The sequence below is a fragment of the Cyclobacterium sp. SOCE241 genome (assembly GCF_056867545.1).
In genome coordinates this window covers 6,095,254-6,110,299 of record NZ_CP149779.1, presented here as the reverse complement: position 1 = coordinate 6,110,299, position 15,046 = coordinate 6,095,254, and the positions used below count along the sequence as shown (strand labels likewise).

8 protein-coding genes and 4 pseudogenes are annotated in these 15,046 nt (G+C 38.4%); 10 read left to right on the top strand and 2 right to left on the bottom strand.

The window, feature by feature from the left end; all coding sequences use genetic code 11:
- Positions 1 to 37 precede the first annotated feature (37 nt).
- From ftsH to WG932_RS30920, 4 genes and pseudogenes are all read left to right on the top strand, one after another.
- Positions 38 to 2,071: pseudogene (gene ftsH / locus WG932_RS30935) on the top strand (ATP-dependent zinc metalloprotease FtsH).
- Positions 2,072 to 2,204: 133 nt separating this feature from the next.
- On the top strand, positions 2,205 to 3,029 hold the full coding sequence (locus WG932_RS30930) for a UDP-2,3-diacylglucosamine diphosphatase (protein ID WP_014021490.1): 825 nt from the start codon (positions 2,205 to 2,207) through the stop codon (positions 3,027 to 3,029).
- A 31-nt stretch (positions 3,030 to 3,060) separates the two neighbouring features.
- Entirely contained in the window at positions 3,061 to 3,843 is a 783-nt protein-coding gene (locus WG932_RS30925) for a hypothetical protein (RefSeq protein WP_483086458.1), read from the top strand.
- 151 nt (positions 3,844 to 3,994) lie between these two features.
- Entirely contained in the window at positions 3,995 to 4,429 is a 435-nt protein-coding gene (locus WG932_RS30920; protein ID WP_149394011.1) for a T9SS type A sorting domain-containing protein, read from the top strand.
- A gap of 55 nt (positions 4,430 to 4,484) precedes the next feature.
- Here the strand turns inward: WG932_RS30920 and WG932_RS30915 are convergent, their stop codons facing one another.
- The gene (locus WG932_RS30915; protein WP_014021487.1) at positions 4,485 to 4,913 is read right to left on the bottom strand and encodes an FKBP-type peptidyl-prolyl cis-trans isomerase; all 429 of its coding nucleotides are present in this window, start codon (positions 4,911 to 4,913) and stop codon (positions 4,485 to 4,487) included.
- A 200-nt stretch (positions 4,914 to 5,113) separates the two neighbouring features.
- Between WG932_RS30915 and WG932_RS30910 the strand changes: the two are divergent.
- From WG932_RS30910 to WG932_RS30885, 6 genes and pseudogenes are all read left to right on the top strand, one after another.
- Positions 5,114 to 6,492 (top strand): annotated as a pseudogene (locus tag WG932_RS30910) (sigma-54-dependent transcriptional regulator).
- Positions 6,482 to 7,824, top strand: a pseudogene (locus WG932_RS30905) (sensor histidine kinase). The pseudogenes WG932_RS30910 and WG932_RS30905 overlap by 11 nt, the downstream one beginning before the upstream one ends.
- Before the next feature lie 165 nt (positions 7,825 to 7,989).
- Positions 7,990 to 8,802, top strand: coding sequence for a UDP-2,3-diacylglucosamine diphosphatase (locus WG932_RS30900; protein WP_014021484.1), 813 nt, complete (start codon positions 7,990 to 7,992; stop codon positions 8,800 to 8,802).
- Between the two features lie 8 nt (positions 8,803 to 8,810).
- Complete coding sequence (locus WG932_RS30895; protein WP_483086457.1) at positions 8,811 to 9,926, top strand: glycosyltransferase family protein; 1,116 nt, start codon at positions 8,811 to 8,813, stop codon at positions 9,924 to 9,926.
- A gap of 269 nt (positions 9,927 to 10,195) precedes the next feature.
- A pseudogene (locus WG932_RS30890) lies at positions 10,196 to 12,865 on the top strand (MGH1-like glycoside hydrolase domain-containing protein).
- Positions 12,840 to 13,421 carry a ribonuclease HII gene (locus WG932_RS30885; RefSeq protein WP_014021481.1) on the top strand — a complete coding sequence of 194 codons (582 nt, stop codon included), beginning with the start codon at positions 12,840 to 12,842 and terminating at the stop codon, positions 13,419 to 13,421. The pseudogene WG932_RS30890 and the gene WG932_RS30885 overlap by 26 nt, the downstream one beginning before the upstream one ends.
- 12 nt (positions 13,422 to 13,433) lie before the next feature.
- On the opposite strand, the gene WG932_RS30880 is transcribed toward WG932_RS30885, so the two are convergent.
- Positions 13,434 to 14,918, bottom strand: coding sequence for an NAD(P)H-hydrate dehydratase (locus tag WG932_RS30880; protein ID WP_339680838.1), 1,485 nt, complete (start codon positions 14,916 to 14,918; stop codon positions 13,434 to 13,436).
- Between the last annotated feature and the right edge of the window lie 128 nt (positions 14,919 to 15,046).

Here is a 15,046-nt window from a genome sequence, read left to right as displayed (position 1 = left end):
TCGTTTTAAAAAAATTCAAGCATTATAAAATACCGATATGAGTAATAATAAATCTAAAAAATTTGTTCCAAAACCTCCCCAAAAACCAAATTTCCAACTTTGGTTGATCATAACTGCAGTCATCGTCCTTATTGGCGTTACGTGGTTTAATCAAAACACAGCCACTGTTGAAATTACAATGAAGCGTTTTGAGGACATGGTTTTAAGCAATGACGTTAAAAAAGTAACTGTCATATTCAATCAAAACTATGTAGAAGTCACCTTAAAAGAGGAGGCACTCGAAAACCAAAGGTATAAAGATGAATTGGAGAGTCAGAACAGGTTTTCTAATCCCACGGGACCACATTATAAAATTAAGATAGCTTCCGTTGACAATTTTATCGAAAATTATTCCCAACTGGAAGAAAAATTACCCGAAGAGCAACGCATTGGCTATTCAGCCAAAGAGGAAGAGAGCTGGGGCAATTGGATTTCAAGCTTTGGCTTTTTGATTTTAATTTTCTTTCTATTCTGGATGATGATGCGGAGGATGTCCGGCCCAAGTGGACCGGGAGGACAAATCTTCAATGTAGGTAAATCCAAGGCTCAGTTATTTGATGCTGAAAACAAAGTCAAAATCACTTTTGACAATGTGGCAGGTTTGGACGAAGCCAAAGAAGAAGTAGAAGAAATCGTAGAATTCCTTAAAACTCCTGCCAAGTTTACCAAACTAGGTGGTAAAATTCCTAAAGGTGCTTTACTTATAGGCCCTCCAGGTACTGGTAAAACCTTATTGGCTAAAGCCGTAGCAGGAGAAGCAGGTGTACCATTCTTCACACTTTCCGGATCAGATTTCGTGGAAATGTTCGTAGGTGTAGGTGCGGCAAGGGTTCGTGACCTTTTCAAACAAGCCAAAGAGAAAGCGCCATGTATCATATTTATTGATGAAATTGATGCCATAGGTAGATCAAGAGGCAAAGGGCAGATGCCCGGCTCCAATGATGAAAGAGAAAACACCCTTAACTCCCTATTGGTAGAAATGGATGGATTTGGCACAGATTCAGGCGTAATTGTTCTTGCTGCCACCAACCGTCCGGACGTACTTGACAGTGCACTCCTAAGAGCTGGTCGTTTTGATCGCCAAATTAGCATAGACAAACCGGATATTGTTGGTAGAGAAGCCATATTTAAGGTACACTTAGAGCCAATCAAAACCGCTGATGATATAGAGCCCAAAAATTAGCTGCCCAAACCCCGGATTTGCCGGAGCAGAAATTGCCAATGTTTGTAACGAAGCAGCATTAATTGCAGCGAGAAGAAACAAAAATGCAGTGGATATGCAAGATTTCCAAGATGCTGTGGACAGGGTTATTGGTGGTTTGGAAAAGAAAAATAAAATTATCTCTCCTGAGGAGAAAAAGATCGTTGCCTACCATGAGGCAGGACATGCTGTTGCAGGTTGGTTTTTGGAACATGCAGATCCATTGGTTAAAGTAAGTATCGTCCCTCGAGGGATTGCTGCATTAGGCTATGCTCAATATCTTCCGAAGGAACAATTCCTTTACCAAACCGAACAACTTATCGACGAGATGTGTATGGCCTTGGGAGGCAGAGCTGCTGAAGAAATCATTTTTGGTAAAATCTCTACGGGAGCATTAAGTGACTTGGAAAGAATAACCAAAATGGCCTATTCCATTGTCTCTGTGTATGGAATGAATGATAAAATCGGTAATGTTTCTTTCTACGATAGCAAAGGTGGCGAATACAAGTTTGACAAACCTTATTCTGACAATACAGCACAAACCATTGACGAAGAGGTTCGCAAACTAATCGAATTTGCTTATTCCAGAACCCTTGACCTATTAAGAGAAAGGAAAAAGAATTGCTAATCATTGCCAAAGAATTACTTGAAAAGGAGATACTGTTTCAAGCAGATTTGGAGGAACTTATTGGCAAAAGACCTTTTGACAAGGAAACTACCTACGAGAAATTTACCAAACTAAAATCGGAAGATAAAGCTATTGAGGCACCCAAAAACGATGCTACAGATACTGACGATAAAAAAGAAGATGTCGTAGAAAATAAAGACTAAGGTCTCAAACAAACTATATTGTTACAATCATTTAAAGGAGGGGAAACCCTCCTTTTTTGATATATTGATATCCTATAAGCTATTTTTGTAAATAAACAGTAATTTTGTAAACAAAACAGATCGTTTTAAAGGCATGCCATCATCTCAAATTGCTACGAATAGAAACAATACCATGAAAATCACATTACAGCAATCCCAAAAGGTCTATTTTGTTTCAGATTTTCACTTAGGAACACCAGATGATATAAGCAGTAGGAAAAGAGAAGATAAAATTGTTAAGTGGCTAGGCGAAATTGAAGCAGATGCTGCCGCCGTGTTTTTTGTAGGGGATATTTTCGATTTTTGGTTTGAATACGAAAAAGTTATACCCAAAGGTTTTTTCAGATTTTTCGCCAAGCTAACCATGATGAGAAGTAAGGGGATTCCTATGTTTTTTTTCACCGGAAATCATGATTTATGGATGAAGGATTACTTTTCCGATGAATTGGGAATACCCATTTTTCACCACCCTCAAGAGATTGAAATCAATCATAAACGTTTCCTAGTAGGACATGGTGATGGATTGGGACCGGGAGATAGAAAATACAAGTTGCTCAAAAAGTTCTTTACAAGCAATTTGTGCAAATGGATGTTCAAATGGTTACACCCCGATATTGGAATCGCAATAGCTCAAGCTTGGTCCAAAAATAGTAGGCTATCCAATGAGTTAAAAAAGGAAGATGAATTTAAAGGGAAAGAACAAGAATGGCTCTTTCAATACAGCAGGGATATAGAAAGTAAAATACATTTCGATTACTATATATTTGGCCACAGGCATCTGCCATTAAACTTACCTATCAACGACACTTCTGTTTATTATAATTTAGGAGAGTGGGTAAATCAATGTTACTATGGGGAATTTGATGGGAAAGGCTTTCAACTTAAGCAATACAATGGCTATGCAATTAAGGCTAATTAATGCATTTTCTGCTTCTCTATTTTTACTATGTATGGCAAACAATGTTTGCGGACAAGACACCAAGCTCACCAAACTGTGGGAGGTTTCCCTTTCAGGAATAGATAAAGTGGCCACCAATAATAGAGGAGAAATTTTTGTTACCAATAATCAAGGATACCTTTTTCAATACGATGCATCAGGAAGTTCAGTCAATCTATTGGCTACATCCTTGAGTGCTCCCGTAACAAATTTGGATGCTTATAATACGGTAAACATATTTCTTTTTAGCGGGGCTTTGCAACGATTTGAGTTTTTGGACAGATTTTTAAACCCTATTAGCAGCTTATCCATTAATGAGGCCATCGCTTCAGGTTGGGTAAGTCAGGCTTGCCCCGGCAATAACAATAGCCTTTGGGTATATGATGAATCAGATCTCAATTTAAATAAGTACAATCTCACTACGAATGAACTTGTGCAGGCCCAAGCCTTGAACACACTTATCCAACAAAATGACCTAAAAGTAGTATTATTAAAGGAAAGAAATAATTTGTTATTCCTACAGATAGCTGAAGATGGGCTGTATATTTTCGACAATCAGGCCAATTTTATAGAAAAAATTCCGCTAGATACACACAACAGATCCGTTATTGAAGGAGATTTTGTTTATGTGATTCAAGAAGGCCAATTGATTAAAATAAATTACCTGACAAAGGAATCAAAATCTATTGCCATCCCTAAGGAAAGCAATTTTGAAAAGTTAGGCCTTTCTTCCCAACAGATTTTATTAGCTAATGAAAAGGTTTTGGCCGTTTATAAACGTCCAAAAGATTTATAATAAAGCACAATACAACCATTTACATAAAACAAAGTAATATTTATTGCTTTAGAGCCAATTGTTCGCTTATTAGTTATAATTTTGTTAAATTATATTAATTAAAGTTGAATTTTTAAAATTATTCGGATCGATCTTTGCTATTTGCATATTAATGAATGTAGAAAAATATACCTTAAAATTAACAATACCTGTACTCCTTTTTTTAGCTCTTTTCCAATTGGGGAAGTTTACAGCAGAGGCTCAGAACGTTAGCAGGCCCTTTGAAACGGAAATATCATTCCCTAAGGACCTGAACACCCCTACCGTAAATTTTAATTTACAATCATTGGGAAATAAAAAATTCAAGCTTATCCTAGACGAACCCAATACACAGTCAACTGAGGTTAAAATTTTTGACATTTTAGGTAATCTAATTTTGCAAGACCAACTAATGCCTGATGAGGGCCTTCAGAAAAATTATGATTTTACCCATCTCAACAGCAAAATCTTTGTTGTGGAAGTTGGCAATGCCAAATACAACAAAACCAAAAGCATTTATGCCAACCCCCATGGCACCATTGATAAACAAAGCAAATTAAAAGAATAAAAAAAGGACTTGATTTACAAGTCCTTTTTTTATCGTTGCATTGGGTAATTTAAAATTAAATTACTTCAACAAGTTGGATATCAAATACCAAATCTTCACCTGCAAGAGGATGGTTGGCATCAAGAGTGATTTTAGTTTCATCTACGTGTACCACTTTAACCGGAGTGGGCTGTCCTTGTTGGTTTTGGATGGATAAGTCCATACCAACCTCAGGCTTAATTTCTGCAGGCACTTGATCTATCGGCACGTCTAACATCATGTCTTCCCTTTTCTGACCATAAGCTTCGTCAGTTGGAATGGTTACGCTTTTGTCGTCTCCTACCTTCATGCCTTCTACAGCCACGTCAAATCCCTTTATCATTTTACCATCTCCTACAACGAACTCGAGAGGCTCTCGGTCTTTAGAAGAATCGAATATTGTTCCGTCTTTAAGTTTTCCTGTGTAGTGTACCTTTACGGTATTTCCTTTAGTTGCTACAGACATAATTTATGTTTTTTTGTTTGATGCACAAAGGTAACAGAAATATCAGGCTATTAAAAAATTACAACTCCCGAATGTAATTGTGTTCAAATTCGAAAAGAAATTGTTCACTTTCGAACAATTTTTCCGGCCTATATGCACAAATTTTGTTATTTTGGGGTATAAAAGCTTGGCATAATTTCAGCAGTTAAAAATCAAAAACAATGGAGGAGAAAAATTTAGGCAAAATTTTAATAGTAGATGACAATGAAGACCTGCTCTTTGCGGCTAAAATGTTATTGAAAAAACATGCCAAAGAAGTAACCATAGAAAAAGACCCAAGAAGGATCCCATTTTTGATAAACAATAACAATTTTGATGTAGTCCTTCTGGACATGAATTTTACAGAAGATACGACTTCCGGAAAGGAAGGATTTCATTGGCTCAAAAAAATAAAGGAAATTGACCCAAAGGCTGTGGTTATTCTTATAACTGCCTTTGGAGATGTGGAAATGGCTGTACAGGCCCTTAAAGAAGGAGCTACAGATTTCATCCTTAAGCCTTGGCAAAATGAGAAATTGCTTGCCACCTTATCTGCCGCCATAAAACTAAAAGAAAGTTACAACCAAGTTGACAAGCTTTCAAGCCGTCAAAAGCAGTTACAGGCGGACTTAAAAAAGCCTTTTCAGAAATTATCGGCCGCAGTGCTTCCATGAAAAATGTTTTCTCTATTATTGAAAAAGTGGCGAAAACGGATGCTAATGTTTTGATTCTGGGAGAAAATGGAACAGGAAAAGAACTTATTGCACGAGCCATTCATGACCAGTCTGAACGTAATGACGAAATTTTTGTAGGTGTAGACATGGGGGCCATAACAGAGAGCTTGTTTGAAAGTGAATTATTTGGACATAAAAAGGGGGCTTACACGGATGCCAAAGAAGACCGGGCAGGGAGATTTGAGCTGGCAGACAATGGCACCTTATTTTTGGACGAAATTGGTAATCTTAGCATGCCATTGCAATCCAAGCTTCTAACAGCCCTTCAAAAAAGGGAAGTAACGAGAATTGGGAGCAACAAATCATTACCAATAGATATTCGATTGATATGTGCTACCAATATGCCCATTCACAATATGATTATGGAAAGTACTTTCCGCCAAGACCTTTTGTATAGAATCAATACAGTGGAAATATTTTTACCTCCGCTCAGAGATAGGCAGGATGATATCCCTATATTGGCAGAACATTTTCTTAAAATTTATGCCAGCAAATACAGAAAAGAATTTAAAGGTTTGAAACATAGCGCTCATCAATTGCTGCAAAGGTACAGTTGGCCAGGGAATATCCGAGAACTTCAACATGCCATAGAAAGAGCCATCATCATGGCCGAAGGAGAAGAACTAGACAGCCGAGATTTCTTTTTCCTTTCAGCAAAACCTGCTAACGAAAAAATAAATACGAACACCTTAAACCTCGATGAGGTGGAAAAAAATATGATTCAAAAAGCAATCGATAAAAACAGCGGAAATATTTCTAAAGCAGCGAAAGAATTGGGGTTGACCAGGGCTTCCCTTTATAGAAGGTTAGAAAAATATGGATTATAAAATCGGTTTACTGGGAAGGGTTTTTGTGCTTGCACTGAGCCTTTTTTCCTAGCATATATTATCAGCAATGATGCAGGAGTATTTGCCATCTCTTTATTTATCATTCTAACATTTGTCCAATTGATACTGCTTATCCGCTATGCTGAAAGCAGTTTCAAAAAGGTCAGGCAGTTTCTGGACAATATTAAGCAAAACAATTATTCTACAGTATATCCTGTTAAATTTGATGGCACTGAGACGGATGATCTTCACATCGAATTCAATGCCATATTGGCAAAGCTAAAGGAAGATCAACTGGAAAAAGAAGCCAACTTTCACTATTTTAGAACCGTATTTCAGCACCTCAGTATAGGATTAATCACCTTTGAAGCAGATGGAAGCGTACAGATCCTCAATACCGCTGCAAAACGGATGCTGAATATTGATAAACTCAACCATATACGGGAGATATCAGGTATCAATAAAGAATTGTATCAAGCCATAGACCAACTCAGGACAGGAGGAAGTGAACTTATAAAAATTGCCCATCCTGATGGAATCATGCAATTGTCGGTATATGCCATAGAATTGGTATTGAGGGATACAAAGTTTAAATTGGTTTCTTTACAAAATATTCAAAGTGAGCTTGAAGAAAAAGAAATGGAGGCCTGGCAAAATCTTATCCGGGTACTTACCCATGAAATAATGAATTCCATTGCTCCCATCTCCTCTTTGGCAGCTACCATCAGTACTGATTTAAAAGACAAGATTAAAAATAAAGGACAAGTAGAGCAGGATGATCTACAAGATTATCAAATGGGCATATCCACGATAGAAAAAAGAAGTGAAGGCTTGATCAATTTTGTAAGTGATTTTAGAAGCTTGGCTCATGTGCCATTGCCAAAATTCACAGCCATAAAATTAAAAGAGCTTTTTGACAGGCTAGACATCTTATTTCAGAACCAAAATGAAGAAAAATCGATCCAGTTCATCAAAGAAATTCATCCAAGTGACCTGCTTTTATTTGCTGATTGTTCTTTAATAGAACAGGTATTGATAAACCTGGTTCAGAATGCCATCCATGCAGTAGAAGAAACGGCTATTAAAAAAATCACCTTGCGGGCCTTTATAGATGACAATGGCAAGATCATCATTGAATTGGAAGATTCCGGGAAAGGAATCGAAGAAGAGGCATTGAATAAAATCTTTATCCCTTTTTTCACTACCAAACAAAAAGGTTCGGGCATTGGTCTAAGCCTTTCTAAACAAATCATGCGTCGACACAAAGGCAACCTTCAAGTAAAGTCGAAAGTAGGTAAAGGAACTGTTTTCAAATTAATATTCAACGCATAATTTTCCCTATTAGTACAATCACTGCATTTCTATTTGGCACAAATACCTTTTTAACAATTTCTTCACATAAACTCAGGATATCCCCTCCAAATTAGCATTTAAATAATAAGGGCTTCATTACCAGTTTATTTGGCATGTTTAAATTGCTTCCAAAATAAAATCATTTTGGAGACAAATTTTAAAACGATTATTCTTTCTGACATCCACCTTGGAACAAAAGGATCCAAAGCCAAAGAAGTGGTCAGGTTTTTAAAGCAGCATGAATGTGAAAACTTGATCCTAAATGGAGACATTATTGATGGATGGCAACTAAAAAAGTCAGGTAGCTGGAAAAGAAAACATACCAGGGTATTTAATAGAATCTTGAAAATGATAGATTCTAATAAAACCAAAGTCTTTTATCTTCGCGGAAATCATGACGATTTTTTAGACCAGGTCCTTCCCCTTGAAATCGGTCGACTTTCAATTCTGAAAGACATGATTTACGAAAGCAATGGCAGAAGGTATTTTATCACCCATGGGGATGTTTTTGACAACATCACCACAAACCTTCGCTGGATAGCTTATTTGGGCGATATAGGGTATACATTTTTATTGTGGCTCAATACTCAAGTTAATCTTTACCGTCGCAAAAAAGGTTTGCCTTATTTTTCACTTTCCCAATACGTCAAATCTAAAGTAAAATCAGCTGTTACGTATATTGATGACTTTGAAAAAGAGCTGTGTAAGATTGCCAAATCTAAAAATTGTGACGGAATTATCTGTGGCCACATCCATAAAGCAGAAATAAGAAATATCGATGGCATTGACTACTATAACTCGGGAGACTGGGTGGAATCCCTAAGTGCTCTTGCTGAAGATCACAAAGGAAACTGGCAACTTATTTACTACAATGAATTGGATTTTAGCCAAACCGATAAAAACAAAGTGGTAAAGATGAAGGACATTACCTTAAATCAAGCCAAGAATTTTTATTGACTACAGAAATGAAATTTTTATTTATCGTTCAAGGTGAAGGAAGAGGGCATATGACACAAGCCCAAGTGCTGAAGGGGATATTAGAAAAACAGGGCCACAGTATAGAAGCCGTGATTTTAGGAACTAGTAAAAGAAGAAAAATACCGACTTACTTTTTAAATACTTTTAATTGCCCGATTTATAGTTTCCCTAGTCCCAACTTTGTTACCGATAAAGAAAATAAATCCATTCGACTAAGTGCCACAATTTTTCAAAACTTAAAAAAGGCTGCACATTTTATCCGAACACTAAAACAGATAGACCTCAAAGTACAATCCCATCAGCCGGATGGGATCATTAATTTTTACGACATTTTAGGTGGTTTGTACAACTTCCTTTATAAACCAAAGGCAAAATTCATTGCAATAGGCCACCAATACCTTACTTTCCACCCGGATTTTATTTTTGCCAAACAGGGCAAATTCAATAGTTTTTTATTTAAGTTAAATACCCTTGTCACCTGTTATGGTGCCCAAATGAAGATTGCTTTGTCCCTTTGGCAACCCTGCCCTACTACCTTAGGACAGGGGCTAAAGGTTTGGCCTCCACTTATCAAAGAAAGCATAAAAAAATCTACTGTCAAGCAAGATGATTTTTATCTGGCATACGTTGTTAACCCGGGCTATGCGCAAGAAATCATAGATTCTGCCAAGAAGAACCCTACAGCACAAATTGAAGCTTTTTGGGACAATGCAGCGTTTCCGAACCCATACCAAGTATTGCCAAACCTTACTTTCCACCTGATTAATGAACAACTATTCTTGGAAAAAATGGCTACCTGCAAAGGTTTTCTTACGACCGCCGGTTTTGAATCCATAGGAGAGGCCATGTTTTTAGGGAAACCAATTCTTATGGTACCGGTAAAAGGGCAGTATGAACAACGCTGCAATGCCCTTGATGCAGAAATGGCCGGAGCAGGTATGGCCTCCGACACCTTTGACCTTTCCGTTTTGGAGGAATATATGCGAAGGCCGGCAGACAGCCTCGAAAGAAAAAGCACCTTCAAATGTTGGCAAAACACTTTGGAGACCCATATCATGGAAATGGTGGCGGAACTCTCCGGCAAAAGAAAACTCAAGGTTTAAATCTGATCTTCGCCACAATTCCCACCTAGATCCTCTTAGTGGAGAATGAAAATCTTCAGTTTAAATCCAAATTTTATTCGTTCGTCTAAACGAATTAATTCAAATCAAATTTGCAAAGTCCCATTTACGCTTATATAATTAAATATTAATGTTTCGATCTCTAAATTTTTTAAATTAAAATAAAAAAATAAAATTGAGACATCAAATTTTAGCATAAAGAAATCTAAATAGCTTAAATTCGCTCTTTATTAATTTGGCGAGACCTACCCATGAATATAGAGCTAAAGCGATTGAAGGAAGACCGGGAAAAATCCGGCACTGGAAAAAATGGGGCCCTTACCTTACGGAAAGGCAATGGGGTACCGTTCGAGAAGATTATAGTCCTGATGGATCTGCCTGGGAAAATGTAACACACGATGATGCTAGAAGTAAAGCATATCGATGGGGAGAAGAAGGTATTGGCGGCATCAGTGACAATAAACAAAAACTATGTATTTCTTGGGCATTCTGGAATGGTCATGATGAAATGATCAAGGAAAGACTGTTTGGACTAACAGGAAATCAAGGAAATCACGGTGAGGATGTTAAAGAATTGTATTATTACCTAGACTCATCTCCTACGCATAGTTATATGAAAATGCTCTACAAATACCCACAGAGCAAATTCCCCTACCAGCAAATATTGGATGAAAATCTTAGACGAGGAAAAACGGATAGGGAGTTCGAGATATTAGATACCGGAATATTTGATAACAACGCATATTTTGATATTTACTTGGAATATGCGAAGGAAGACATAGAGGACATAGTCTGTAAAGCCACCATTCATAATCGAGGCTCAGAAGAAGCCTCTATTTGGGTTATGCCTACCATTTGGTTCAGAAAAACATGGTTTACAGGGGATGAGCCATTTATGCCTACATTCAGAAAAAATGGTAAAAACAAAATCAAAGCCTTTTCTCCTAAGTCCGGAAATTACAGTTTTATTTTTCAAGGAGAGCCTGAGCTTAAGTTTTGTGACAATGAAACCAACCGTGAAAGATTATACCATATTGGCAATCAAAAAAATACCTTAAAGATGCCATAAATGACTATGTACTTCATGGAGATACTGCTCACCTGAATCCCAAAAACACCGGCACCAAGTCAGCAGCCATATATAAGTTGACCATTCCTGCCGGAGGAAAATCCGAAGTACTTTTCAGGATGCAAAAATTGCAAACTGAAAACCCCATTGAAAATGCAGAAAGCATCCTTCAAAGCCGCATAGAAGACACCAATAATTTCTATGAAAATATCCAAGAAAGGGTAAAAGACGATGAAATGAAAATGATCCAGAGGCAGGCCTATGCCGGTATGCTTTGGACCAAACAATTTTATTATTACAATGTAGAACGATGGCTGGAAGGCGACCCCGGCAGGTATCAACCTCCGTTAGAAAGAAGATCCGGAAGAAATAGCAATTGGCGTCACTTACAGAATTACGACATTATTTCTATGCCCGACAAATGGGAATATCCCTGGTACGCGGCATGGGACCTAGCATTCCATACCATTCCTCTTGCCCGTTTAGATCCGGACTTTGCCAAAGATCAGTTGCTTGTCTTGCTGAATGATTGGTACATGCATCCCAATGGGCAAATGCCTGCATATGAATGGAATTTTAACGATGTTAACCCTCCCGTTCATGCGTGGGCTGTGCAAAGAGTTTATCAAATCGATAGAAAAAACAACGAAAACAAAGTAGGAGATCAGGAATTTCTAGAAAGAGCCTTCCATAAACTTCTTCTTAACTTTACTTGGTGGGTCAATCAAAAAGACGAAGAAGGTAAGAATATATTTGAAGGTGGATTTTTGGGGCTTGACAATATCAGTGTTTTCGATAGAAGCCATGTAGACAAGTTTTTTGGTAAACTTGAACAAGCAGATGCCACTTCTTGGATGGCCATGTTTAGCCTTAACATGCTTAGGATCTCCTTAGATCTATGTGAATTTAACAAAGTTTACCAACATACAGCCATTAAATTTCTTGAGCACTTCCTGAATATAGCAGGTGCCATGAGTAATATTTCTAAGGAAAATATTAGCCTTTGGGATGATGAAGACAACTTCTTCTATGATGTCCTACACCTTTCCGGAGAAGAACCTAAGCTCATGAAGGTAAAATCCATCGTAGGCATTATACCAATGTTTGCCGTAGAACCTATTCGGGAAGAATTGTTTGATGATCTTCCGGAATTTAAAAACGCTTGAATTTTTTCTTCAAGGAAAGACCAAAACTGGCCGCATTGGTATCCAACTGGATTCACCCCGGGCGTGACAAAAGGCGACTCTTTTCATTGTTGAGGGGACATCGAATGAAGAGTATCCTTAATAAAATGCTTGATGAGAAAGAGTTTTTATCAGAATATGGCATTCGCTCCTTGTCCAAGAATCATCTGGAACACCCCTATTCTGTGCAAATCAATGGCAATAAGTTTTCCATCAGGTATGCTCCGGGAGAATCGGAGACCTCTATGTTTGGAGGAAACAGCAATTGGCGGGGCCCCATTTGGTTCCCAATCAATTACCTGATCATTGAGTCATTGAAAAAGTTTGACTACTATTACGGTGGAACATTCTCCATTGAATACCCTACGGGGTCTGGGAAATACATCACCCTGGATTTGATCGCGAAAGAATTGTCGCTTAGGTTGATCAACATCTTCATGAAAGACAAAGATGGGAATCGGCCAATCTATGCAGATAATGAGAAAATGCAAAAAGACCCGCATTTTCAGGATTTGATTCTATTCTATGAGTATTTTCATGGAGACAATGGGCGTGGTCTGGGAGCATCCCACCAAACCGGCTGGACAGGCTTGGTTGCCGAGTTGATTCACAAATACCATAAAGAACAGGAATTTTACCCTAATGCTGCTACCGAATTTAGTTCCTAACAGATTAGAAGCCGGCTGCGATGAAGTGGGAAGAGGGTGCCTATGTGGCCCTGTAACTGCCGCGGCGGTTATTCTTCCGGAAGACTATGCCAATGAGTGGATCAATGATTCTAAAAAATTAACCAAGGGCAACAGGGAAAGGCTTACCAATGAAATCAAGGAGAATGCTTTGGCTTGGGCCATCGCTAGTGCCACCGTTGAGGAAATTGATGAAATCAATATCTTGAATGCCTCTTTCTTGGCCATGAACAGGGCGATTGATACCTTAAATGTCAAGCCTGAGTTTTTATTGATTGATGGCAACAGGTTTAACCCTGTCTACGATATCCCCTACCAATGTATCGTAAAAGGGGATGCCAAATATGCCAGTATAGCCGCCGCTTCTATTTTGGCAAAAACCCACAGAGATGAATTGATGACCAAGCTAGCCCTTGAATATCCGGGATACGGTTGGGAGAAAAATGTGGGTTATCCAACCAAAGCACACCGGTTGGGCCTACAAACATTAGGCCCTTGCCCCCACCATAGAAAATCTTTTCGATTGCTTCCGAAATAAGTTGGCGATACCTTATTCTATTCCGAAAGCTAATAAGCTTTGTGGAATACTGTTGATGATATCTGTAGGCAAAGTGCCCCTTCCATATTTTTCTCCGGCAAGTTCTCCGGCATGTCCATGATGAAAAACACCACAAATGGCTGCATTTTTCATTGAATACCCCTGGCCTAATAAGGAGGTGAGTATTCCTGTGAGCACATCTCCGGAACCACCTGTAGCCATAAAAACTGTTCCGGAATTATTAAATACCTGAGTTCCATCCGGAAAAGTAAGCAGACTAAATGCTCCCTTTAAAACCAAACTGCAATGATTATTCATGCAAAAATCTTTGGCCAGTTTGATTCGCTGAAGGTGATTGTCACAGGTTTTACCCGTTAACCTTTCAAACTCTTTTAAATGTGGTGTCAGCACAACATTTGGGTGCAATAAAGCTATCCACTCCCGTTTTTCTCCAAGGATATTAATGGCATCAGCATCCAGTACTGTAGGCCCTGTATAGTTTTCAAGAACATGGTGTACCAGTTTATGCGCATGATTACCTTTGCCCAATCCGGGGCCCAGGCCTATTGCGTCTATCCCTGCAAGATCAAGGTCAGCATCCACTTCCATATCAGAGGACGGGGGAATTACCATGGCCTCAGGTATGGTGGACTGGACAATGTTTACCCCACACCCCGGTACTTTGCAAAACACAAGCCCCGCCCCTGTTCGCAATGAAGCCTTTGTACTTAGACAAATAGATCCCATTTTCCCAAAACTTCCTCCTGCCAAAATAATGCGTCCAAAATCTCCCTTATGACTAAAGACATGGAATTTCCGATGGTAGGCAGGCATGTTCTCTCCGGAAAAAAACCAATACTCTGAAGGAAAAGGTTTAAAATGTTTGGGTTCCATTCCTATATTTCTCACCACTAACTTTCCTACATAAGCAGCATGCTCAGGGAAAAGCAAAGCCAATTTTGGAAATTGGAAGCTGATGGTATAATCTGCATGAAACACTTCCCCGTCTGCCGGAGTCTCTGAAGGAAGTCCGGACGGCATGTCTACACTGATTTTCACAGCCTCATTATTATTTAACATTTGCACCAAATCCAAGTACTCCCCTTCCAAAGGACGGTTTATTCCGACACCAAAAATAGCATCTATGCATAGATCCCTGGGCTCCAATTGACGCCAATTACTTTCTATTACTTTTTTCGGTAAAACTTTCAGGTTTTTAATGAAATCAACAGATCCTTTTTCCTGATTGCCAATTATAGCAACTTTCACCTCATAACCCATTCCTGACAATATTCTTGCAATGGCAAGGCCATCTCCCCCGTTATTACCTGTTCCACAATAAATATTAACCGTGTAGGCTTTCTTATACTTGGATTCAAACCAATGACAAAATTCATTGGCGGCCCTTTCCATCAACTGATAGGAGCTAATTCCCGATTCTTTGACAAACAAAGCATCAAGCTCTTTCACTTGTTTTCCTACTATTACTTTTTGCATAAAATATTATAATCAGTGACTTTCAAATAATAAAATTACAAGACAAGCACCACAAAGCAAGTGCTACATGTTGTTTCAGTAATTCAAAAGGTGAAGAAAATTTTATAGCCCATGTTTCCCAAATCACC